Annotated in this window: 21 protein-coding genes; 12 read left to right on the top strand and 9 right to left on the bottom strand. The window is 71.2% G+C overall.

Translation table 11 applies throughout. From position 1 onward, the window contains the following. Nucleotides 1–78: 78 nt before the first annotated feature. On the bottom strand, nt 79–1356 hold the full coding sequence (locus tag SAVERM_RS08440; protein WP_010983032.1) for an SWIM zinc finger family protein: 1278 nt from the start codon (nt 1354–1356) through the stop codon (nt 79–81). After that, on the bottom strand, nt 1353–4292 hold the full coding sequence (locus tag SAVERM_RS08435) for a DEAD/DEAH box helicase (protein ID WP_010983031.1): 2940 nt from the start codon (nt 4290–4292) through the stop codon (nt 1353–1355). The genes SAVERM_RS08440 and SAVERM_RS08435 overlap by 4 nt, the downstream gene beginning before the upstream one ends. A gap of 265 nt (nt 4293–4557) precedes the next feature. Here SAVERM_RS08435 and SAVERM_RS08430 point away from each other — a divergent pair, with 265 nt between their 5' ends. Together SAVERM_RS08430 and SAVERM_RS08425 are read left to right on the top strand one after the other, a co-directional pair. Beyond that, nucleotides 4558–5619: an acyl-CoA desaturase gene (locus SAVERM_RS08430; protein WP_010983030.1), complete on the top strand. Its 1062-nt coding sequence runs from the start codon at nt 4558–4560 to the stop codon at nt 5617–5619. A 124-nt stretch (nt 5620–5743) separates the two neighbouring features. Next, complete coding sequence (locus tag SAVERM_RS08425) at nt 5744–5926, top strand: hypothetical protein (protein ID WP_037646188.1); 183 nt, start codon at nt 5744–5746, stop codon at nt 5924–5926. A 125-nt stretch (nt 5927–6051) separates the two neighbouring features. Here SAVERM_RS08425 and SAVERM_RS08420 read toward each other — a convergent pair whose 3' ends face one another. Both SAVERM_RS08420 and SAVERM_RS08415 read right to left on the bottom strand, forming a co-directional pair. Next, nucleotides 6052–6933, bottom strand: a complete 882-nt coding sequence (locus SAVERM_RS08420; protein ID WP_010983028.1) for a hypothetical protein — start codon at nt 6931–6933, stop codon at nt 6052–6054. A 155-nt stretch (nt 6934–7088) separates the two neighbouring features. Then, the gene (locus tag SAVERM_RS08415; RefSeq protein ID WP_037645902.1) at nt 7089–7385 is read right to left on the bottom strand and encodes a hypothetical protein; all 297 of its coding nucleotides are present in this window, start codon (nt 7383–7385) and stop codon (nt 7089–7091) included. A gap of 99 nt (nt 7386–7484) precedes the next feature. Between SAVERM_RS08415 and SAVERM_RS08410 the strand changes: the two genes are divergently transcribed. After that, the gene (locus SAVERM_RS08410) at nt 7485–8390 is read left to right on the top strand and encodes an oxygenase MpaB family protein (RefSeq protein WP_010983026.1); all 906 of its coding nucleotides are present in this window, start codon (nt 7485–7487) and stop codon (nt 8388–8390) included. Here the strand turns inward: SAVERM_RS08410 and SAVERM_RS08405 are convergent. Continuing rightward, nucleotides 8367–8900: a PadR family transcriptional regulator gene (locus SAVERM_RS08405; protein ID WP_037646190.1), complete on the bottom strand. Its 534-nt coding sequence runs from the start codon at nt 8898–8900 to the stop codon at nt 8367–8369. The two genes, SAVERM_RS08410 and SAVERM_RS08405, sit on opposite strands and share 24 nt — an antisense overlap. Before the next feature lie 139 nt (nt 8901–9039). Here SAVERM_RS08405 and SAVERM_RS08400 point away from each other — a divergent pair, with 139 nt between their 5' ends. Beyond that, on the top strand, nt 9040–9798 hold the full coding sequence (locus SAVERM_RS08400) for an alpha/beta fold hydrolase (RefSeq protein ID WP_010983024.1): 759 nt from the start codon (nt 9040–9042) through the stop codon (nt 9796–9798). Between the two features lie 26 nt (nt 9799–9824). On the opposite strand, the gene SAVERM_RS08395 is transcribed toward SAVERM_RS08400, so the two are convergent. Then, entirely contained in the window at nt 9825–10424 is a 600-nt protein-coding gene (locus tag SAVERM_RS08395; protein ID WP_037645903.1) for a class I SAM-dependent methyltransferase, read from the bottom strand. A gap of 152 nt (nt 10425–10576) precedes the next feature. Here SAVERM_RS08395 and SAVERM_RS08390 point away from each other — a divergent pair, with 152 nt between their 5' ends. The 5 genes from SAVERM_RS08390 (at nt 10577) to SAVERM_RS08370 (ending at nt 15470) form a co-directional block, all read left to right on the top strand. Continuing rightward, nucleotides 10577–11350, top strand: a complete 774-nt coding sequence (locus tag SAVERM_RS08390) for an MHYT domain-containing protein (RefSeq protein ID WP_037645905.1) — start codon at nt 10577–10579, stop codon at nt 11348–11350. A 63-nt stretch (nt 11351–11413) separates the two neighbouring features. After that, nucleotides 11414–13966 (top strand): sensor histidine kinase, encoded by a 2553-nt coding sequence (locus tag SAVERM_RS08385; RefSeq protein ID WP_010983021.1) that lies wholly within the window; start codon nt 11414–11416, stop codon nt 13964–13966. Then, a complete protein-coding gene (locus SAVERM_RS08380; RefSeq protein ID WP_010983020.1) occupies nt 13963–14400 on the top strand; it encodes a roadblock/LC7 domain-containing protein in 438 nt (145 codons plus the stop codon). Before SAVERM_RS08385 ends, SAVERM_RS08380 begins: the two co-directional genes overlap by 4 nt. Before the next feature lie 19 nt (nt 14401–14419). Next, complete coding sequence (locus SAVERM_RS08375; protein WP_010983019.1) at nt 14420–14833, top strand: DUF742 domain-containing protein; 414 nt, start codon at nt 14420–14422, stop codon at nt 14831–14833. Nucleotides 14834–14864: 31 nt separating this feature from the next. Further along, nucleotides 14865–15470 (top strand): GTP-binding protein, encoded by a 606-nt coding sequence (locus SAVERM_RS08370; RefSeq protein WP_010983018.1) that lies wholly within the window; start codon nt 14865–14867, stop codon nt 15468–15470. Nucleotides 15471–15489: 19 nt separating this feature from the next. Here SAVERM_RS08370 and SAVERM_RS08365 read toward each other — a convergent pair whose 3' ends face one another. Then, nucleotides 15490–15918 carry a PPOX class F420-dependent oxidoreductase gene (locus SAVERM_RS08365; RefSeq protein ID WP_037646191.1) on the bottom strand — a complete coding sequence of 143 codons (429 nt, stop codon included), beginning with the start codon at nt 15916–15918 and terminating at the stop codon, nt 15490–15492. 95 nt (nt 15919–16013) lie between these two features. Between SAVERM_RS08365 and SAVERM_RS08360 the strand changes: the two genes are divergently transcribed. Both SAVERM_RS08360 and SAVERM_RS08355 read left to right on the top strand, forming a co-directional pair. Then, entirely contained in the window at nt 16014–16430 is a 417-nt protein-coding gene (locus SAVERM_RS08360; RefSeq protein WP_010983016.1) for a roadblock/LC7 domain-containing protein, read from the top strand. A gap of 261 nt (nt 16431–16691) precedes the next feature. After that, nucleotides 16692–17567, top strand: coding sequence for a DUF6397 family protein (locus SAVERM_RS08355; protein WP_042494288.1), 876 nt, complete (start codon nt 16692–16694; stop codon nt 17565–17567). A 59-nt stretch (nt 17568–17626) separates the two neighbouring features. Here SAVERM_RS08355 and SAVERM_RS08350 read toward each other — a convergent pair whose 3' ends face one another. Next, nucleotides 17627–18493, bottom strand: a complete 867-nt coding sequence (locus SAVERM_RS08350) for an acyl-CoA thioesterase (RefSeq protein WP_010983014.1) — start codon at nt 18491–18493, stop codon at nt 17627–17629. 19 nt (nt 18494–18512) lie between these two features. Then, complete coding sequence (locus SAVERM_RS08345) at nt 18513–21026, bottom strand: DEAD/DEAH box helicase (protein ID WP_042492864.1); 2514 nt, start codon at nt 21024–21026, stop codon at nt 18513–18515. Nucleotides 21027–21171: 145 nt separating this feature from the next. On the opposite strand from SAVERM_RS08345, the gene SAVERM_RS08340 reads away from it, so the two are divergent. After that, a complete protein-coding gene (locus tag SAVERM_RS08340; RefSeq protein ID WP_010983012.1) occupies nt 21172–21966 on the top strand; it encodes a metal-dependent hydrolase in 795 nt (264 codons plus the stop codon). The last annotated feature ends 75 nt before the right edge of the window (nt 21967–22041 follow it).

The following is a 22041-nucleotide window of genomic DNA, read 5'->3' as shown; positions in this document are numbered from 1 at the left end:
GCCGGGCGTGCCGGTGTGCGCGGCCTGCCGCCGTATGCCGGTCGTGCCCGGGCTCGCACCACCTCCACCTCCACCTCCTCAGCCTCTTTCTTCCCCGTCCGTCGCTGCCAGCGCCAGCGCCAGCGCCGTCGCCGGATCCTGGGCCGCCGGGCCCGCGGGCAGCCAGCGGCCACGTTCCTTTCGGTACGGCCACCACCGGCCCTCCGCCCCCAGACGGACCTGCGCCCGCCCGCCGACCACGCTCCAGCGGTTGCCCGACGCCCGCAGACGGGGGCGCTCGTCCTCGTCCCAGGACGACTCCAGGGCGGCACGCGCGCGTGAGAGTGCTTCCGGCTCCGCCGTCCAGTCGTCCTCGAGTACGGCCAGTGCGGCCACGCCCCCGCAGTGCCAGGCGCGTACGGCCGCCGCCAGTCCTTCACCGTCACGGCCCGTACCGTCGGCGAGCCGGGCCGCGACGGTCGTTCCCGGGGCGCCGGCCGCGAGCCGGACCGCGTCCTCGGCGGGCGTCAACTCCTCCTCGGCCACGTGCTGTTCATGCCCCGTCCGCAGGGCCTCGGCGAGCAGTCGGTGCGCCTCGTGCGCGGCGCGTGCGGCCAGGAACCCCAGCGCGTCCGGATCGACGCCGGGCGCCGGGGGCACCTCGGTGTCCAGGGAAGGCGGCAGCCCCGGCTCCGCGGGCAGTTCCGGAGGCCCGGGCAGCGGAGGAAGAAGGAATCCGGTCGCGTACGTCTCGGCGGCGTCCACGCCCTCCAGGGGCCTGTCCGGGGCCGACGGCTCCTGAGGGGAGACGGCGCTGCGGGCCTGGAGAGCGTGGAGCAACTCGCTCTCGCCGCGCCCCCGTATCAGCAGCAGCACAAACGGATCCTGGTCCAGCAGGCGCGCCATCTGGTAGCAGAGCGCGGCGGTGTGCCCGCAGTGGTCCCAGGCGTCGCAGTCGCATGTGGCCTCCAGATCGCCGAGGCCCGGCAGGAGTTCGACTCCGGCGGCCGCCGCGTCCTCGACCAGATGCGGCGGCATCTCACGGTCGAGCAGCGCCGCGATGTGCCCGGCCCGTTCGACGGTCATGTCCAGGAAGCGGTCCCACTGCTCCTCGGACAGCTCCTGGAGTAGTACGTCGGCGCGGTGCGCGGTGTGGTCGTGGTCCTGGACGACGGCCGTGACGCCTCCGGGGCGCACCGACACGGCTCCCACGGCGCCCGCGCGCGCGAGCCGACGGCCCGTCCTCACCTGCTCCGAGTCCAGCGCGGCGTCCTCCAGGGCCCTCAACCAGGCCTGGCCCCACCAGGTCCGGGCGAAACCCCGCCCGTGTGCGGGCGGCAACGGCGCGAACGTACGTTCCTCGTCCCGGTCCTTCATCGTGCGCCCCCTCGCAGTTCCACCAGGTCGGCCAGTTGGGCATCGGTCAGCTCCGTCAGCGCGGACTCCCCGGAACCGAGCACGGCATCGGCCAACTCCCGCTTGCGCAGCAGCATGTCGGCGATGCGGTCCTCGATGGTGCCCTCCGCGATCAGCCGGTGCACCTGCACCGGCCGGGTCTGGCCGATGCGGTAGGCGCGGTCGGTGGCCTGCGCCTCGACGGCCGGGTTCCACCAGCGGTCGTAGTGCACGACGTGTTCCGCCCGGGTCAGGTTCAGTCCCGTTCCGGCGGCCTTCAACGACAGCAGGAAGACGGGCACTTCGCCCTCCTGGAAGCGGTGCACCATCGCCTCCCGCTCGTGGACGGGCGTGCCGCCGTGCAGGAACTGCGACGGCACTCCGCGCGCCGCCAGGTGCCGTTCGAGCAGGCGGGCCATCCGCACGTACTGCGTGAAGACCAGGACACCCGCCCCCTCGGAGAGGATGGTGTCGAGCAACTCGTCCAGCAGTTCCAGCTTTCCGGAGCGGCCCGCGATGTTCGGCCGCTCCTCCTTGAGGAACTGCGCCGGGTGGTTGCAGATCTGCTTCAGCCCGGTCAGCAGCTTCACGATCAGGCCGCGCCGCGCCATGCTGTCGGCGCCGGAGATCTCCGCGAGTGTCTCGCGCACCACCGCCTCGTAGAGACCCGCCTGCTCCTTGGTGAGTGACACGGTGCGGTCGGTCTCGGTCTTCGGCGGCAGTTCCGGCGCGATACCCGGATCCGACTTGCGGCGCCGCAGCAGGAACGGCCCCAGGAGCCGGGCGAGCCGCTCCGCCGCCGCGGGGTCCCGGCCGCCCTCGACTGCCTGCGCGTACCGCGTGCGGAAGCTGCCGAGCGTGCCGAGCAGGCCGGGTGTCGTCCAGTCGAGGATCGCCCACAGTTCGGAGAGGTTGTTCTCCACCGGAGTGCCGGTGAGCGCCACGCGCGCGTGTGCGCCGATCGTGCGCAGCGCCCGGGCCGTGGCCGAGTAGGGGTTCTTCACGTGCTGTGCCTCGTCCGCGACGACCATGCCCCACCGCGCCTCGGCGAGCCGCTCCGCATCGAGGCGCATCGTGCCGTACGTGGTGAGTACGAACCCGCCGTCCGCCACCCCGTCCAGGCTGCGCGCGGAGCCGTGGAAGCGGCGCACCGGCGTGCCGGGCGCGAACCGCTCGATCTCCCGCTGCCAGTTGCCCATCAGGGAGGTCGGGCAGACGACGAGCGTCGGGCCGGCCGCCGAATCGTCGGACTGCCGGTGCAGATGGAGGGCGATCAGGGTGATCGTCTTGCCCAGGCCCATGTCGTCGGCGAGACACCCGCCCAGCCCCAGTGAGGTCATCCGGGCCAGCCAGCCGAGGCCGCGCAGCTGATAGTCCCGCAGCGTCGCGGCGAGCGCGGCGGGCTGCGCGACCGGCGCCTGCCCCTCCGGGGCCGCAAGCCGCTCCCGCAGGGCCGCGAGCCATCCCGTGGCCCGGACGTCGACCCGGCGGCCGTCGACCTCCGTGGAGCCCGTCAGAACGGCGCTGAGCGCGTCGATGGGTGTGACCTTGCGGTCCTGCTGCGCGCGGGCGCGACGCACCTCCCGCGGGTCGACCAGGACCCACTGGTCGCGTAGCCGCACGAGGGGGCGGTTCGCCTCGGCGAGCGTGTCCAGCTCCGCCCGCGTGAGCTGCTGGTCGCCCAGCGCGAACCACCAGCTGAAGGCGAGCAGCGCGTCGGCGGACAGGAACGACGGCACGTCCGACGCGGCTCGGTCCTTCCCCTGCCCGCCGTCCGGCGGGCCGATGACCGCCCGGGCTGTCAGCGGGCGCGCGAGTTCCTTGGGCCAGTGCACGTCGACACCGGCCGCGGCCAGCATCCGGGAGCCCTCACCGAGGAGTTCGGCCGCCTCGTCGTCCGCGAGGTCGACCGTGTCCGGTACGGCGGCCGAGAGCAGCGGGGCGAGCGGCGCCCAGGCCCGGGCCGCACGGTGCAGCGCGAGCAGGACGTCCATCCGCGCGCGCGGCCCGAAGGCCCGCGCCCCGGCCCACACGGCGGAGGCGTCCGCAACGAGCGCGGGGTCGCTCACACTGTGCACTTGCAGTACGGCGCGCAAGGCGGGGTGCACCGCCGCCGATCCGGTCGACGCCGTCTCCTCCGGGCCCGGGGACGACCTCTCCTGCGGCCTGGCCGATGCTTCCGCTCGCGACGCGGCCGAGCCCGCCTCCCCGGGTGCGATCGACGCGAGCCCCGGTACCTCGACGCGCAGGGAGATCCGTACGCCGGCGTCGTGCCCGGCGGCGACGTCCGCGGCCCAGGCCCGCTGTTCGGGCACCTGCTGCGGCTCTCGCGCCGCGAAGGCCGGGCCGCCCGCCGCCAGCGGCGCGGCGGGGGAGCGGGGCAGGGTGTCGGCGACCGCGTCGAGGAAGGCGCGCAGCAGCGGCTCGGGGCCGGGCAGCCGCAGCGGCTCGGTGTCGGCCCACGGCACGGCGTGCGCCTCGGGCGGCATCGCGGCGGCCAGGTCACGGATGCGGTCCAGGTCCTCGGCGCGCAGCGGACCCGCCCGCCACGCATCGTGGTCGCCGGCGGTCAGGCCGGGCAGCAGCAGCCCCCGCGCCACGAGTTGCAGCGCGAGCACTCCGGCGGTGCCCCAGAACGCGGTCGCCCGGTGGGTGTGCGCGGCAGCACGCGCGCGCGTGAGGACCGGCAGAGCGGCACGCACCGACAGCAGCACGGCCGGTACGGCGACCCGTTCGACACCCTCGTCGCCGGGCAGAACGACGGTCAGCTCTTCGACCGAGCCGCCCGCGACGGCGGGCGGTGCGTCGCCGTCGGGCCGCCAGAAGGCGACGCGACCGGTGCGGGCCGGTTCGGCGGGCATGAACACGGCACAGCAGCGGGCCACTTCGGTGATCTCGGCGGGGGTCGCCGCGGGCATCCTCTGCACAGCGATAGCGCATTCCTCAAATTTGACTACTGAGTCAGGGTGGTCGAGAGTACAGCACTCCACAGGCGCGGCGTGGGCACCGGTGCGGTGAAGGCAGTCACTTGGCGTTGGGGGCGGAGGGGGGTGGAGTCAACCCCCCTGAAGGGCCGGGGGAGATCCCGGTACGCACACGGGTGGTGGCGCCATGGTCGCCGGCGGCCGCTTGTCCCTACGTTTCATCAGGTCAGCTCGTTGTCCGAGAGACCGGAGTCCCACCATGCCCCACATCGCAGCAGTCGCCACGGAGCCACCTCCGGGCACACTCTCCGGACAGCACGCGGGCAGTGAATTCGCGCCCCTGTTGCGCACCGTGAAGGGGCAGGGCCTGCTGGAGCGGCGACACGGCTGGTACGCGCGCGAGATCGCCCTGAACGCCCTGGCCCTGGCGTCGGTCGTGACGGGCGTCCTGCTGATGGGTACCTCCTGGTGGGTGCTGCTCCTCGCCCCGGTGCTCGCCGTGCTCTCCACGCGCACCGCGTTCATAGGTCACGACGCCGGTCACTCCCAGATCACCGGCGACAAGTCCGTCAGCCGCCTCATCGGACTGATCCACGGCAACCTTCTCCTCGGCATGAGCTATGCGTGGTGGAACGACAAGCACAACCGTCACCACGCCAACCCCAACCACATCGACAAGGACCCCGACGTCGCCGCCGACGTCCTGGTCTTCACCAGTGAGCAGGCGAGGGAACGGGTGGGCTTCCGACGCTGGCTCACCCGCAACCAGGCCTGGCTGTTCTTCCCGCTCACCCTCCTCGAAGGCATTGCCCTCAAGGTGTCCGGCTTCCAGGACCTGCGCCGTCAGCCGCCGCGCGAACGGACGGTGGAGGCCCTGCTCCTGGTCTCGCACGTCATCGGCTACGCCTGCCTGCTGCTCGTCTCCATGTCCCCCGGCAAGGCCCTCGCCTTCGCCGCCGTCCATCAGGCACTCTTCGGTCTCCACCTGGGCCTGTCCTTCGCACCCAACCACAAGGGCATGGAAATGCCCGACCCCGACGCCACACGCTTGGGCCACCTGCGCCGACAGGTCCTCACCTCGCGCAACGTCCGGGGCGGTCCGCTGACCGACTGGTTCCTCGGCGGACTCAACTACCAGATCGAGCACCATCTGTTCCCGAGCATGCCCCGCCCCCACTTGCGCCTCGCCCAGCCCCTGGTACGCGCCCACTGCCGCGAAACGGGTATCTCCTACGTGGAGGCCGGGCTCGTCGACTCCTACCGGCAGGCCCTGCGCCACATGCGCGAGGTGGGCGAGCCTCTGCGGAGCCAGTACCCATGAGGCCTTCGAGAGCCGGAGGCCGAGGTTTCTCAGGGTTGTATCAGGGTCGCGAGCTGGAACCGCGCGCAGCATGCACCCGTTCTCAGGACAGAGAGCGGCAGTGGCCGCGAAGGAGGCGACATACATGTCGAAGAACGCGAAGATCGCCACCGGCGGTGTGGTGGTCGGGCTCATCCTGTGGATCTGGCTTCCCTGGTGGGCCGCCCTCCTGATCATCCTGGGAGTGCCGGCCGCCGCGTATCTGGCACTGGACCCCGCACAGCGGCGCAGGCTGCGCCGTGTCACGCGCAAGGAACTCGGCCGCTGAGCACTCGTCCGCCCGGTGCGTAGCCCGTCGGCGCACGGGCGCCGACCGTATCGCCGCCCGCGGGCCTGCCGGCAGCCCGTCCTGCGGGCGGCGCCTTGCGACGCGTGCCGACCCGTCCACCCGGATCAGGCCGGGCGGACCGCCATCTTGTCGAGTGCCTCCAGAAGGCCGGGCAGCTCGGGACCACGGCCCACCGGAAGGACCTCTCCGGGCTCCTCGTCGAGCAGGACGAACGCGATGTCGTCCGTCCGGGCCACGATGGACCAGCCGGGCCCGTCCGCACGCAGGGTGCGGGCGTCGCCGGGCGCGAAGGAGGACCGGACACGGCCCAGCGGCGGCGGAGTGTCCACGTACGAGCGCGCCTCCGCGAGGACACGGCGGATGCCGCGACGCGGCGTGTTCCGGCTGTCGACGTTGTCGTCGCCGGCGTCGTTCTCGTTGTTGCCGTCACCGTCGTCGGCTTTCACGGGTTCCTCGGCCGACGCTTCGCCGTTCCGGTTCGTGAAGTAGTCGTCGCCGATCTGCCCCCGCCAGGTCGCCCACTGGAGCGCGATCTCGTCCGCACCCAGGCGCCGCTGCGCGGAACCCCAGGTCTCGCAGTCCGGCGGACGCAGCGGCTCGAGATCCGTGACCTCGGGCGAGGGATCATGCGGAGCCGGCACACCGGGGGCCGCGACGGCGACCGCCAGGGGCCAGCCGGGCAGCGCGGCGACGACCGTGTGCTCCTCGGGCGACAGGTCGTACTCCATGCCGCAGTCCCATGACGCGATGGCCACGGCCACCAGCGACACATCGTCGATGACGACGGTCCACCGCGCGCCATCTCCGTCCTGGCCGAGCACGAGGCCGTACCCGTCGGCGAGCGGCGCCAGACCGAGCGCCGCGCAGGCTTCCGGATAGTCGTCACCCAACACGCTGGGAAACTTCGCGGGCGTCAACAGCACCGCCGTCAGCACATACAGCGCGTCGTCCTGGGCGGCGACGGTCTCTTCGTCCGTCCCGGCCATTCCACCCTCCCCATCGCTTGGTCCGTCGGCGCACCCTAATGCGACCCGAAGCCGGTTGTCACGACTGCGAAGCACACCTGGAGCTGCAGATATCCGGCCGGACAGGGGTGAATATCCGGCCGGACGGGGGCGAATCGGCCATTACGTCCACGGTGTCAGGCCATGGGCAGCCCGAGGAGGGTCCGCGCCACGGTCCGCGACGACTCGTCGCGTTCCCGCGCGAGCGCGATGACGGCCCGGCACGCCAGCTCGCTCACCCCGAACGACAGCGCCTCGGGCGACACCCAGGTCGCGGCCTCGTCCATCCGCTCCTGGTCGTCCTCGGCGCACGCGGCCACATAGGCGGCGGCCGCTTCGAACAGGTTGTGGTTCTGCTTGCCCCCGCGCGGGGCCGCCTCCACACGCATGGAGTTGCGAAACCTGCTGAAGGACGTGCGGAGTCTGCCGAACATCTGTGCCGCCTTCCCCCTGTGCGACTGACGTCGCCCCTCACCCATCTGACGCTGTTCACCGTAAAGTTGGAGCTTCGTCGGTAGAAGGGGGACGGCACGGTGAAGCGCTTCGAGCGGCTCGAACAGATCCGTCGGATGGACCCGGAGAAGGACGCGCTGAAGATCTACCGGCTGACCGCGGCCTACGAGTTCCCATGGGACTTCACCCGGGCTCTGGAGCTGGCGCTGTACCGCACGTACGCCGTCCCGAGCATCGGGCGGCTGCTCGCCGAGACGGCCGAACTCACGGACCGCACACAGAAGCGCTACGACGACACCGCGCTGCTTCTCGACGCCGTCGTCGAGCACGGCTTCGACGGTGCGGAAGGGCGCAGCGCGATCCGCCGGATCAACCAGATGCACCGCAGCTACGACATCAGCAACGACGACATGCGGTACGTGCTGTCCACGTTCGTGGTGATGCCCAGACGGTGGGTCGACGCCTACGCCTGGCGCAGGCTCTCCCGGCACGAGGTCGTCGCCACCACCGTGTACTACCGCACTCTGGGGCGGCACATGGGCATCAAGGACATCCCAGGGACCTACGAGGAGTTCGAGGACTGTCTCGACACCTACGAAGAGGCCCATTTCGCCTGGGACGCGGATGCGCGCCGGGTCGCCGACGCGACGCTGGGCCTGATGACCTCCTGGTATCCCGGCCCTCTCGCGCCGCTGTTGCGCACCTCCACGTTCGCCCTGCTCGACGAACCGCTCCTGCGGGCCTTCCGGTACGAGCCGCCGGGCGCCGCCACCCGTGCGTTGGTGCGCCGCGCGGTGCGGGCACGGGGCCGGATGGTGCGTCTGCTGCCGCCGCGCCGGGCGCCGCACTTCGCGCGGCGCAACTGGGAGGTCAAGGGCTATCCGAACGGCTACCGCGTCGGCGAGCTCGGCACCACTCCGGTGCCGGGGGTGAGGGGCTGTCCGGTCCGGCACTCGGGGACGTCAGCCACCGCTCCCGTCGAGTGAGCCGATCGTGGTCCGCAGCCAGTCCAGCTCGGCCCGGCTCGTGGCCCGCGCGATGGTGAGAATGCCGCGCCGGAAGGGGTCGTCGAGTTCCTCCGCGCGCAGCGGCCGGTCGCCCTCGTAGAAGAAGCTCGCGGGTTCCTCCAGGAAGGCCAGTCGGCGCCGCAGGACGGCGGCCTGAGCCGTGGGGTCGGCCAGGTGCCTGAGGAAGGCGAGCACCGTGAACCAGCGGTTCTCGTCGGTGATGTCGCGCTGAACCGGTTCCGCCAGCCGCCGGCGCAGCTCGCGCCTGCCGTCCTCGGTGAGTGTGAGGACGTGACGCGGGGCCGCCACGGAGCCCGGCTCCGTCGCCCGCTTCAGCAGACCGGCCGTCTCCAGCCGCTTGATCGCGGGATACAGCGTGCTCTCGGCGATGGGTCGCACGTGCCCCGTCAGGGCCGTGATGCGTTTGCGCAGCTCGTAGCCGTGCAGCGGCGCGTCGTACAGAAATCCGAGGATGGCCAACTCCAGCATGCTGCGCATTCTGCCTCACTCTCGCTGTACATCGCTCCCTCCCTACATCACTTTTTCTCTACATCGGTCTATCTATACATCGGAACCGATGTACTCTCTTGAAGGCGACGGAATCGATGGCGGAAGCAAGGAGAGGGCGATGAAGCAGGCTGAGTTCGACGGCAGGGGAAGCATGATCCGGTGGACGGAGACGCCGGGCTTCGAACCGGCACGCGTGTACGTGCACGGGCTGGGCTCGGCCTCGACGGTGTACCACGCGCACATCGCGGCGCGGCCCGAAATGGCCGGCCGCCGCACGCTGTTCGTGGATCTCCCGGGACACGGCATCAGCGACCGGCCCGCGGACTACGGCTACACCCTGGAGGACCACGCGGACGCGCTCTCCGCCGCGCTGGACGAGGCCGGGGTGAGCGGGGCGGAGATCGTCGCCCACAGCATGGGCGGGGCGGTCGCCATCGTGCTGGCCCACCGGCGACCCGGTCTCGTCTCGCGACTGGTGCTGTCCGAGGCCAACCTCGATCCGTACCCTCCCGTCAAGGCCGGCAGCAGTGGCATCGCCTCGTACGAGGAGGCCGACTACGTCGACAACGGTGGCCACGCGCGCGTGCTGGACAAGATCGGGCCCACCTGGGCGGCGACGATGCGACTCGCCGACCCGCGCGCCCTCCATCGCACCGCGGTGAACCTCGCACGCGGCACGACCCCCACGATGCGCCGCCTCCTGGAAGGAATGACCGCGGACCGCGTCTATCTCCAGGGCGAACTGAGCGGTGAAGTCGAGGGCAGGCGGGACCTGGAGGCGGCGGGTGTACGTGTGGTGACCGTGCCCGGCGCCGGCCACAACGTCATGTTCGACAACCCGGACGCCTTTGCCGCAGAGGTCGTCGGCGTGCCCTGATGTGTCACCTCACGCGTACGGCTGTGTCACTTCACGCGTACGGCCAGCGCCAGGAACCGGGCGTCCTCGTCGACGTACGACGTCATACGCCAGCCGGAACCGGCAAGCAGCGGGCCGAGGTTGGCCTCCGCGCGAAGATCGTCCGGGGTGATCTGCCGCCCCTGGCGCGCCGCGAGCGCCGCCCGGCCGATCGGGTGGAAGAGCGCGAGAGTGCCGCCGGCTCGCACCACTCGCGCCAACTCCCTCAGGTTCTCCGCCGGTTCGGGGAGATGGGCGATGAGACCGGCCGCGAACACGGCGTCGAGTGATTCCGTGCCCAGAGGCAGCCTGGTCACGTCGGCGAGCAGGAGGTGCCCGTCGCGTCCCCTGCCGGCCCGTGCGGCGGCCGCCAGCATGGCCGGGGTCAGATCGACGCCGACGACCACACCGGAGGACCCGACGGCGGCACGCAGCGACGGCAGGGCGCGTCCCGTCCCGCAGCCCGCGTCGAGCACGCGGTCGCCCTCGCGCAGCCCCAGCTCGGCGACCGCGGCCGCGTGCGCGGGCCCGTCGTCGGGGAACCGGCTGTCCCAGTCGGCGGCCCGCGCCTCGAAGAACTCCTGGACGTGTGTGTGGTCGTCGCTCATGCACCGCATGATCCCTCACCGGCACGGAGTACGAAGCTGTGCGCACGTTCGAACGTGAGGCGGTCGCTCCTGTACCTCTCTGTGTCATATTTCAACACCTTTCGAAATGCGCCCCCCTTGTGCGCCCTTGTGCGGACTAGCGTCCCTGGGCCATGGGACACCTGGACCACGCCGCCTTCGGCTGGCTGACCCCCGTGCTGTCGTATGTGATGGCCTGCATCGGCGCAGCCCTCGGGCTGCGCTGCACCGTCCGCGCGCTCGGCGCCACCGGGCGATCGCGCCGGAACTGGCTGATCACCGCGGCCTCCGCGATCGGCACCGGCATCTGGACCATGCACTTCGTGGCCATGCTCGGCTTCAGCGTCAGCGGCACCGAGATCCGCTACAACGTGCCACTGACCATTCTCAGCCTGCTGGTCGCCATGGTCGTCGTCGGCACCGGGGTCTTCGCCGTCGGCTACGGCCGGGACCGCGCCCGGGCGCTCTTCCTCGGGGGCCTCACCACCGGTCTCGGCGTCGCCAGCATGCACTACCTGGGCATGGCGGCGCTGCGGCTGCACGGCGTCGTGCACTACGACCCGGTGCTCGTCGGACTCTCCGTCCTGATCGCCGTGGTCGCGGCGACCGCGGCCCTGTGGGCGGCCCTCAACATCCAGTCGCCGATCGCCGTCGCCGTCGCCTCCCTCGTCATGGGCGTGGCGGTGAGCAGCATGCACTACACCGGAATGATCGCGGTCCGCGTGCGCGTCAGCCCTGCCGGGGAGGTCCTGCCCGGGGCCACGGCGATGCAGTTCATCTTCCCCCTCGCCGTCGGCCTCGGGTCCTACCTCTTCCTGACATCGGCGTTCGTCGCGCTGTCGCCGACCGCCGGAGAGCGCGAGGCATCCGCGTCGGCCCAGCAGCCGGTGGAGAGCGTCGCCCGCTAGCGGCGGCCCGGGACCGGCGAGGACCCGGGCGGCGCGCCCCGAACCACTCCGAGCGAGGAGGCCATGCGTACATCCCGTAGGACCCCATCAGCCGGCGCCGAGCCGCCGTCCCGGCCCCCGGTGCGCGGCCGGCGCGCCCACGCGGGCCAGCCCGCCGACGAGGACACCGGGACCGACGAGACCGTCACCGCCGCATCGGCCGACTCACCCGTGGGCGCGGGACGGTGGGGCGTGCGTCCCCGGACCGTCCGGGCCAAGATCGTCTGCCTGTTGATGGTGCCCGTCGTCTCGCTGCTCGCCCTCTGGGCGTACGCCACTGTCAGCACGGCCCAGGACGTGGCACGGCTGCGCCAGGTCCAGCAGGTCGACACGACAGTGCGAGCGCCGGTCGCCGCCGCCGTGGCCGCGCTCCAGGCCGAGCGCGCGGCCGCCGTACGCCACGTGATTGATCCCTCCGCAGAACCGGACAGCGGCTTCCGGACGCTCGCGGCACGCACCGACCGGGCGGTGGACAAGCTGCGGCTCGGCGGACACCACACCGTCGCCGACGGCGCCGACCTCCCCGCCCAAGTGCCCGGGCGCCTGGAGACCTTCGTCAGCGGAGCCGAGCAACTGCGCTCCCTGCGCGGCGCGGTGCTCGAACGCCGGGCCCGCTGGGACGAGACCTTCGGGCAGTACACCAGGACGATCGCGGCGGCCTTCGGCGTCGGCGGCGCGCTCACCGGCATCCAGGACGCCGATCTCGGCTCCGACGCGCGCGTACTGCTCGAATTCTCCCGTGCGGGCGAGGCGCTGGCCCAGGAGGACGCGGTGCTGTCCAGCGCGCGGCTCGCGGGCACCCTCGACGGCGAACGGCTGCGGCTGTTCACCGGCGCCGTGGACACTCGGCGTACCCTGACCGACTCCGCGGTCGCGGACCTGAGCGAACGCGAACGAGCCGCCTGGCAAGGCGTCGCGACGGGGCGCGCGTACGCCGACGTACGCACCGCCGAGGACAAGGTGCTCGCCAACCGTCCCGGAGCCAGGCGGATCGCCGCCGCCCCGCAAGCCACCTGGGACCCGGCCCACGCGCGCGTGCAGGAGGGCATGCGGACCATCGAGGCGGACGCGGGACGCGGCGTCGCGGACCGGGCCGACCCCCTCACCCGCGGCCTGCTCACGCCGGCCGGCGCCGCTGTCCTCTTCGGACTCGCCGCCGTGGCCGCTTCACTGGTCATCTCCGTCCGTATCGGTCGCGGCCTCGTCATCGAGCTGATCAGCCTCCGCAACAGCGCCCTGGAGATCGCCCGCCGCAAACTTCCGCAGGCCATGCGCAAGTTGCGGGCCGGAGAAGAGATCGACGTTCGCGCCGAAGCCCCGCCGGGGCCGCCCGCCGAGGACGAGACCGGACAGGTCGCCGAAGCCCTGAGCACCGTGCACCGCGCCGCGCTGCGCGCCGCCGTCGAACGCGCGGAACTCGCCAGCGGCATCTCCGGAGTCTTCGTCAACCTCGCCCGCCGCAGTCAGATCCTGGTGCACCGGCAGCTCAGCCTGCTGGACAGCATGGAACGCAGGTCGGAGGACCCCAACGAGCTGAGCGACCTCTTCCGGCTCGACCACCTGACCACCCGCATGCGGCGCCACGCGGAGAGCCTGATCATCCTCTCCGGGGCCGCACCCGGCCGGGCCTGGCGCATGCCCGTCTCGCTGACGAACGTGGTCCGCGCGGCCGTGTCCGAAGTCGAGGACTACGCGCGCGTGGAGGTACGACAACTTCCCGAGGCCTCCGTCGTCGGAGCCGCGGTCGCCGACCTCACCCACCTCATGGCCGAGATCGTCGAGAACGCCGCCCAGTTCTCGCCGCCCCACACACGCGTGCGCGTCACCGGCGAACCCGTCGGCAACGGATACGCCGTCGAGGTCGAGGACCGGGGACTGGGCATGGGCAAGGAGACACTCGCCGAGGCCAACCGCCGTATCGAACAGTCCGAGGCCCTCGACCTCTTCGACAGTGACCGGCTCGGCCTCTTCGTGGTCAGCAGGCTCGCCGCCCGGCACGGCATCAAGGTGCACCTGCGGACCTCGCCCTACGGCGGGACCACCGCCGTCGTGCTGCTGCCCACCGCACTGCTGCACAGCGGCACGGCGGAGCGTGTCCCCCGTGCGGCCGACACCGGGCGGGACGCGGAACCCGCGTACGCGCGCGTGGCCGCCGCCTCGCACCAGTCCGTCCAGCAGGCGGTCGGGCGACCCGCACTGGTGCCCCCCGTGCACGCCGCCGTGGAAGCAGCCCCGGACACCACGCCCGAGAATCCGCCGCCCGGCGTCGCCACCCTACGGCTGCACCGCCCCCCGGACGCGGAGGGCCCGGAGGCCGGGGAACAGGACGACCCCGAAGGCTCGGACGACCTTCCGCGACGGGTACGGCAGGCGAGTCTCGCACCCCAGTTGCGCCGACAGCGCCCCGAGGAACCGGCGCCACACACCCACGGGGTCCGGGACGACGAGGAGCGCACCCCCGAACTCGTACGGGACCGCATGGCGGCCTACCGGGACGGCTGGGCGCGCGGCGGCGGCCGCTCACCCGGCCGTGCGGCCGGCCCCGCCGGTGACAGCAGCGAAGGAGACCCCGCATGATCCAGGACCCGGGCATGAAGGCCGACCAGCGGCCCGGCGAACTCGACTGGCTGCTGGACGACTTGGTCCTGCGGGTGGCAGAGGTACGGCACGCGGTGGTGCTGTCGAACGACGGCCTCGCGGTCGGCGCCTCCGCGGACCTCAGGCGCGAGGACGCGGAGCACCTCGCGGCCGTCGCCTCCGGTTTTCACAGTCTGGCCAAGGGCACCGGCCGTCACTTCGGCGCCGGCGGAGTGCGTCAGACCATGGTGGAGATGGACGACGGCTTCCTGTTCGTGGCGGCCGCGGGCGACGGCTCCTGCCTCGCCCTCCTCACCGCCGTCACGGCCGACATCGGCCTGGTGGCGTACGAGATGGCGCGGCTGGTGAAGCGCGTCGGCGAGCACCTGTACACACCGGCGCGGATCGCCGCGCGGCCGCCCACCGCCGGATGACGACCGAAGGCGGCCGCAGATGACCGAGGACAGGCCAGGCTCCGCGCTGCAAGCGGGCAGCCAGTGGTACGACAACGAGGCCGGACCACTCGTGCGCCCCTACGCCATGACGGGCGGCCGCACCAAACCCGGCCCCACCGGGGTGCGCTTCGACCTCATCGCGCTCGTCACCCTCGACACGGCCGCGCCCCGCGTCGACGACGACACGTCACTGGGCCCGGAGCACCGCGCCCTCATCGACCTGTGCCGCGTCGAGACACAGTCCGTCGCCGAACTCGCCGCGGGCGCCGACCTGCCCGTGGGAGTCGTCAGGGTCCTCCTCGGCGACCTGTTGGAGCTGGGCTGTGTCACCGTCAGCCGCCCGGTGCCGCCCGCACAACTGCCCGACGAGCGGATCCTGCGCGAAGTCATCGCAGGCCTGAGGGCGCTGTAGACGATGGACAAACTCCCGAGAGAAGTGAGCGATGGTCTCCGAGAACTCCGACGCCACGAATGTCGAGACGACCGCCCTGGCGTTGAAGATACTGGTCGCCGGCGGATTCGGCGTGGGCAAGACCACCATGGTGGGCGCGGTCAGTGAGATCAGGCCGCTGCGGACCGAGGAACTGCTGAGCGAGGCGGGGCAGTCGGTGGACGACACCGACGGAGTGGACCAGAAGGTCACCACGACTGTCGCCATGGACTTCGGCCGCATCACCATCAGATCCGGCCTCTCCCTGTACCTCTTCGGCACCCCGGGCCAGGACCGGTTCTGGTTCCTCTGGGACGAGCTGTCGCAGGGCGCCCTCGGCGCGGTCGTCCTCGCGGACACCAGACGGCTCGAGGACTGCTTTCCGGCAGTGGACTACTTCGAGCACCGGCACATCCCGTTCGTGGTGGCCGTCAACTGCTTCGCGGGCGCCCGCACCTACGGTGCCCACGACGTGTCGCGTGCCCTCGACCTCGACCAGGGCACGCCCGTGGTGCTCTGTGACGCCCGCGACCGCGACTCGGGCAAGGAGGTGCTGATCCGGCTCGTCGAGTACGCCGGGCGGATGCACACCGCCCGGCTGCTGGACTCAGTGGGCTGACGAGCCGGATCCGTTTGCGCTAGTCGGCGACCGCCGAGTACGCCAGCACCTTGTCGATCCGCAGGCGGACGAGGAGTTCCCCCGGCACGCCGTTGCGACTGCCGAACTCCTCGGCCCGCTCCTCGCCCATGTAGCGGGCGCCGAGTCGCGTGGCCCAGAGGCGCACCTCGTCGAGGTCCTCCGACAGCTCGGCCTGCCCCTGGAACACGACGAAGGCGAACGGCGGCCGGTCCTCGTCGACACACAGGGCGGCCCGGCCGTCCCGGGCGAGATTCCGGCCCTTGACGCTGTCCCGCGCCGTGTTGAACACCAGGTCGTCCCCGTCCAGCAGAAACCAGATCGGTGCCACATGCGGCCTGCCGTCGGCGCGCACCGTGGACAGTTTCCCGGTACGGGTGCCGTGCGAGACGAACGCCCGCCATTCCTCTTCGGTCATCTTCTGTGCCATGCCGCCCATCCTCCTTGCCCGCACGGTGGAGGTGGGGAAGGCTGGCTGATCGGATCCTCCGGCCAGGGGGAGCGACAACACGGGGAGCTAGGACTATGGCGCAGAACACGGGGCTCGGCTGGCTGCTGGACGACTTGACCGAGCGCGTCGAACATGTGCGACACGCGCTGGTGCTGTCCAACGACGGACTGGTGACCGGGGCGAGCACGGGCCTGCGACGCGAGGACGCCGAGCATCTCGCGGCCATCTCGTCGGGACTGCACAGCCTGGCCAAGGGCTCGGGCCGGCACTTCGGTGCCGGGCGCGTGCGCCAGACCATGATCGAGTTCGACGACGCGGTCCTCTTCGTCACCGCGGCGGGCGAAGGCAGCTGTCTCAGCGTGCTGAGCGCGGCCGAGGCGGACATCGGGCAGGTCGCCTACGAGATGACTCTGCTCGTGAACCGTGTCGGCGAGCACCTCGGCGTGGACGCACGCCAGCCGGAGAAGAAAACGCCGACCGTAGATCTCTGACCTGCGAAAACGGTGACGCCGGTGGAGTTATCCACAGGCCGGAACGGAGATCCGGCGATCCGGCTACGGTTTTCCGAAGCGAGCGCAGACCGGCGCGAGCAACCGGCTCCACGGGGGAGAACCGCCATGTCCGGAGACACGATCACGCAATCCACCACGTCACAGACCGCCACGTCACAGACCATGCCGTCACAGACCGCCACGTCACAGGCCGTGCCGTCACAGACCGCGCCGTCACGGACCATCAGGTCGAAGACCGCCATGTCGACTCCCGTCGCACTCACCCGAGCCGCGCGGGAACTGGGGCTCAGGCGAGGCGAGTTCGAGCTGGCCGTACAGCTCGGGTACGTCCGTACGGTCCCGGACGACAAGGGAGGAGGACCGCGCGTCGCCCGAGCGGAGATCGACCGGGTGCGAGACGAAGACGGCTTCCCCGAAGCACTGCGGGAGCGCGTCACGGTCTTGGGCACCCGGGACGGCGCGGCGCTCATGGGAGTGACGCCCGCCAGGTTCACCCGCTTCGCGCGTCTGGGACTGGTGGTCCCGGTGAAGTTCTACCTCAACCGCTACAGGGCCGTGGTCTGGCTGTATCTGGCCGAAGAGCTACGGCAGTTCGCCGCCGGAAAGGAGAACACCCGACTGCTGAGCGGCCGTACTCCGGAAGGGTTGCGCGATCAACTCGACGCGGGCCTGGATCTGCGGCCCCGCAACTGGCGCGGGCGACACCTGGGATTCCAGCTGCGGCAGACCGAGGATCCGTGGGAGAAGGCCGCCGTCGTGGCATCGCTGCTCGACCCCGCCCAAGTCGCGGAGATCGTCCAGGACCCTTACGAGCGTGCCCTGCTGAACCGGCTCAGGCCCGCGCGGTCCGCCCACGACACCCACGACTCCCCGGCAGCCGTGCTCACCGCGAGGATCATGACGGCGGACGCCCCCGACGAGATCGGCTGGCTGCGGGCCGACCTGAGCCAGTCGCTCGCCGAAGCCCGGGAGCACCGGCCGGCTCCGCGCCCTTCCCAGGGCGTCCCCGACGAGCGGCCGCCCGAGACGACGACCGCCGTGGATCTCGCAGGCGCGAGCGAGGAGGCGCAGCGATCGGGTGGCTTGTTCGGATGGCTGCGCCGCAGAAACCCCTGAGGTCCGCTGCTGGTCCACGGCGACGGCGGCCGCCCCCCTGGAGGTCCGCTGCTGTTTCCCTACAGCGGCCGGAAGAGTCCCTCTTGGACGACCGAGACGAGCAGGCGCCCCTCCAGGTCGTAGATGCGTCCGCGGGCCAGTCCGCGGCCGCCCACCGCGATCGGCGACTCCTGGTCGTAGAGGAACCACTCGTCCGCGCGGAACGGACGGTGGAACCACATGGCGTGGTCCAGCGACGCCATGTCGAAGCCGCGGGGACCCCACAGCGGTTCGACGGGGATGCGGACGGCGTCGAGAAGAGTCATGTCGCTCGCGTAGGTGAGCGCGCAGGTGTGCACCAGCGGATCGTCGCCCAGCGGGCCGACGGCCCGCATCCACACCGCGCTGCGCGGCTCGGCGTCCTTGACCTCCTCGGCGGTCCAGCGCAGCCGGTCCACATAGCGGATGTCGAAGGGCTGACGTCGGGCCATGCGCTCCAACGTCTCGGGGAGTGCGCCGAGATACTCCTGGATCTCCTGCGTCACCGTCGGCAGCGACTCCGGTTCCGGGACCTCGCGGGCCGGCGGCAACTGGTGCTCGAAGCTCCCCTCTTCAGACTTGTGGAAGGAGGCGGTCAGATTGAAGATCGTGCGGCCCTGCTGCACCGCGGTGACCCGGCGGGTCGTGAAGGACCGTCCGTCGCGGACCCGTTCGACCTGGTACACGATGGGCACGCCGGGTATGCCCGGGCGCAGGAAGTACGCGTGCAGCGAGTGCACCGGCCGGTCGCCCTCCGTGGTGCGGCCGGCGGCCACCAGGGCCTGGCCCGCCACCTGGCCGCCGAAGACCCGCTGGAGGGACTCCTGCGGACTGCGACCACGGAAGATGTTGACCTCGATCTGCTCCAGGTCGAGCAGGTCGACGAGCCTCTCGGCTGGGTTCGTCATGGGTGGGATTCTCCTGTGCTCACAACTGGCCGACGGCGGTGACCTTGACGACGGCACGGCCCTCCGCGTCGGACGCCGCGAGGTCGACCTCCGCGCTGATACCCCAGTCGTGGTCGCCGTTGGGGTCGGCGAAGGTCTGGCGGACGCGCCACAGCCCGTTCTGCGGCTCCTCCTCGATCATCAGCAGCCGGGGGCCGCGGGCGTCCGGCCCGGTGCCCAGCTCCTCGTACTCGTCCCAGTACTTGTCCATGGCCTCGCCCCACGCGTCCGCGTCCCAGCCGGAGTCGGAGTCCATCTCGCCCAGCTCTTCGACGTGGTCGAGGGCGGCGAGTTCGACGCGGCGGAACATGGCGTTGCGGACGAGGACGCGGAAGGCGCGTGCGTTCGCGGTGACCGGCTTGACCTGGTCGGCCTTCTCCTGGGCCTCCTCGGCCGTCATCTCCTCCGGGTTGGCGAGCTGCTCCCACTCGTCCAGCAGGCTGGAGTCGACCTGGCGCACCATCTCGCCGAGCCAGGCGATCAGGTCCTCGAGGTCCTCGGACTTGAGGTCGTCGGGGACGGTGTGGTCGAGGGCCTTGAAGGCGCTGGCGAGGTAGCGCAGCACGATGCCCTCGGTGCGGGCGAGTTCGTAGAAGGAGACGAACTCGGTGAAGGACATCGCGCGTTCGTACATGTCGCGGATGACGGACTTCGGCGACAGGGGATGGTCACCGACCCACGGGTGGCTCTTGCGGTACGTGTCGTACGCGTGGAAGAGCAGCTCCTCCAGCGGCTTGGGGTAGGAGACGTCCTGGAGCCGCTCCATGCGCTCCTCGTACTCGACGCCGTCCGCCTTCATCGCGGCCACCGCCTCGCCGCGCGCCTTGTTCTGCTGGGCGGCGAGGATCTGCCGCGGGTCGTCGAGCGTCGACTCGACCACGGAGACCATGTCGAGGGCGTAGGACGGGGACTCCGGGTCGAGGAGTTCGAACGCGGCCAGCGCGAAGGTCGACAGCGGCTGGTTGAGAGCGAAGTCCTGCTGCAGGTCGACGGTGAGGCGCACGATGCGGCCGGAAGCGTCCGGCTCGTCCAGCTTCTCCACGATGCCACCGTCGAGAAGCGAGCGGTAGATGGCGATGGCCCGTCGGATGTGCCTCAGCTGCTGCTTGCGCGGCTCGTGGTTGTCCTCGAGCAGATGGCGCATCGCGTCGAAGGCGTTGCCCGGCCGGGCGATCACCGCCAGCAGCATCGTGTGGGTGACCCGGAAACGGGAGGTGAGCGGCTCCGGATCGGAGGAGATGAGCTTCTCGAAGGTGTTCTCCGTCCAGCCGACGAAACCCTCGGGCGCCTTCTTGCGGACCACCTTGCGGCGCTTCTTCGGGTCGTCACCGGCCTTGGCAAGCGCCTTCTCGTTCTCGACGACGTGCTCCGGCGCCTGGGCCACCACGAAGCCCGCCGTGTCGAAGCCGGCACGCCCGGCGCGCCCCGCGATCTGGTGGAACTCACGCGCTCGCAGCGTGCGCACCCGGGTGCCGTCGTACTTCGTCAGCGCGGTGAACAGCACGGTGCGGATGGGGACGTTCACGCCGACGCCCAGGGTGTCCGTGCCGCAGATGACCTTCAGCAGACCGGCCTGGGCCAGCTTCTCCACGAGACGGCGGTACTTGGGCAGCATGCCGGCGTGGTGCACACCGATGCCGTGTCGCACGTAGCGGGAGAGATTGCGGCCGAACTTGGTGGTGAAGCGGAAGTTGCCGATCAGCTCGGCGATCTTGTCCTTCTCCTCCCGCGTGCACATGTTGATGCTCATCAGCGCCTGCGCCCGCTCCACGGCCTGCGCCTGGGTGAAGTGCACGATGTAGACGGGGGCCTGCTTGGTCGCGAGCAGCTCGGTGATCGTCTCCGTCAGCGGAGTCACCACGTACTCGTAGGAGAGCGGCACGGGCCGGGTCGCCGAGCGGACCACCGCCGTGGGGCGGCCGGTGCGGCGGGTGAGGTCCTTCTCGAACATCGAGACGTCGCCGTGCGTCGCCGACATCAGGATGAACTGGGCCTGCGGCAGCTCCAGGATCGGGATCTGCCAGGCCCAGCCGCGGTCGGCCTCGGCGTAGAAGTGGAACTCGTCCATGACGACCTGGCCGACGTCCGCCTGCCTGCCGTCGCGCAGGGCGATGGACGCGAGGACTTCGGCGGTGCAGCAGATGACGGGCGCGTCGGCGTTCACGGACGCGTCGCCGGTGAGCATGCCGACGTTCTCGGTGCCGAAGAGCTTGCACAGCTCGAAGAACTTCTCCGACACGAGCGCCTTGATCGGCGCGGTGTAGAAGGTGACCTCGTCCCGGGCGAGGGCGGCGAAGTGCGCGCCCGCGGCGATCATGCTCTTGCCGGACCCGGTGGGCGTCGACACGATCACATTCGCACCCGAGACCACCTCGATCAGCGCCTCCTCCTGGTGGGGATAGAGGGTGAGACCGCGTTCCCCGGCCCACGACTCGAAGGCTTCGTAGAGGGCGTCGGGGTCTGCGGTCTGCGGCAGCTGATCGATAAGGGTCACGCCCCCATCTTGCCTGTCATCGCACCCGAGGGGGGAATCGGATGCCCGCACGAAGATCGCGAACGCTACGCTGTGGCGCCGACAGAGCGTCAGAGCACACGGGCAACTGGGCAGCGGCAGCAGAAGGATGGGGCGGGACAGGGCCATGATGGGACCAGCACACTCACTGTCGGGGGCGGCGGCCTGGCTCGGCGTCGGAGCGGCGGCGGCCGCGGCGGGCCACACGATGCCCTGGCCGGTCCTGCTGGTCGGCGCGCTGATCTGCGCGGGTGCTGCTCTGGCCCCCGATCTGGATCACAAGGCGGCCACGATCTCGCGGGCCTTCGGCCCCATCTCACGAACCCTGTGCGAGATCGTCGACAAGCTGTCGTACGCCGTCTACAAGGGGACCAGGAAGCAGGGCGACCCACGCAGGTCGGGTGGTCACCGTACGCTGACGCACACATGGCTGTGGGCGGTGCTGATAGGTGCGGGTGCGTCGGTCCTGGCCATCACCGGTGGCCGCTGGGCCGTGCTCGCGCTTCTCTTCGTGCACATGGTTCTGGCCATCGAGGGGCTGCTGTGGCGGGCGGCCCGCGGTTCGAGCAGCGACGTCCTGGTGTGGCTGCTGGCCGCGACCAGCGCCTGGATCCTCGCGGGAGTCCTGGACAAGCCGGGCAACGGTTCCGACTGGCTGTTCACGGCGCCGGGCCAGGAGTACCTGTGGCTCGGACTGCCGATCGTTCTGGGTGCCCTGGTGCACGACATCGGGGACGCTCTGACGGTCTCCGGCTGCCCGATCCTGTGGCCGATCCCGGTGGGCCGCAAGCGCTGGTACCCGGTGGGGCCGCCCAAGGCGATGCGGTTCCGGGCGGGCAGCTGGGTCGAGCTGAAGGTGCTGATGCCGGTGTTCATGCTGCTGGGCGGGGTGGGCTGCGCGGCGGCGCTGAACTTCATCTGAGCGCACGCGGGCGCGCCCCGCTGCCGAGGCCGCTCAGGCCTCCCTCAGGCTCCTCAGCCTCAGGTTCCTCAGCCT

Source organism: Streptomyces avermitilis MA-4680 = NBRC 14893, assembly GCF_000009765.2.
Classification (GTDB): domain Bacteria; phylum Actinomycetota; class Actinomycetes; order Streptomycetales; family Streptomycetaceae; genus Streptomyces; species Streptomyces avermitilis.
This window is presented reverse-complemented; position numbering and strand designations above follow the sequence as displayed.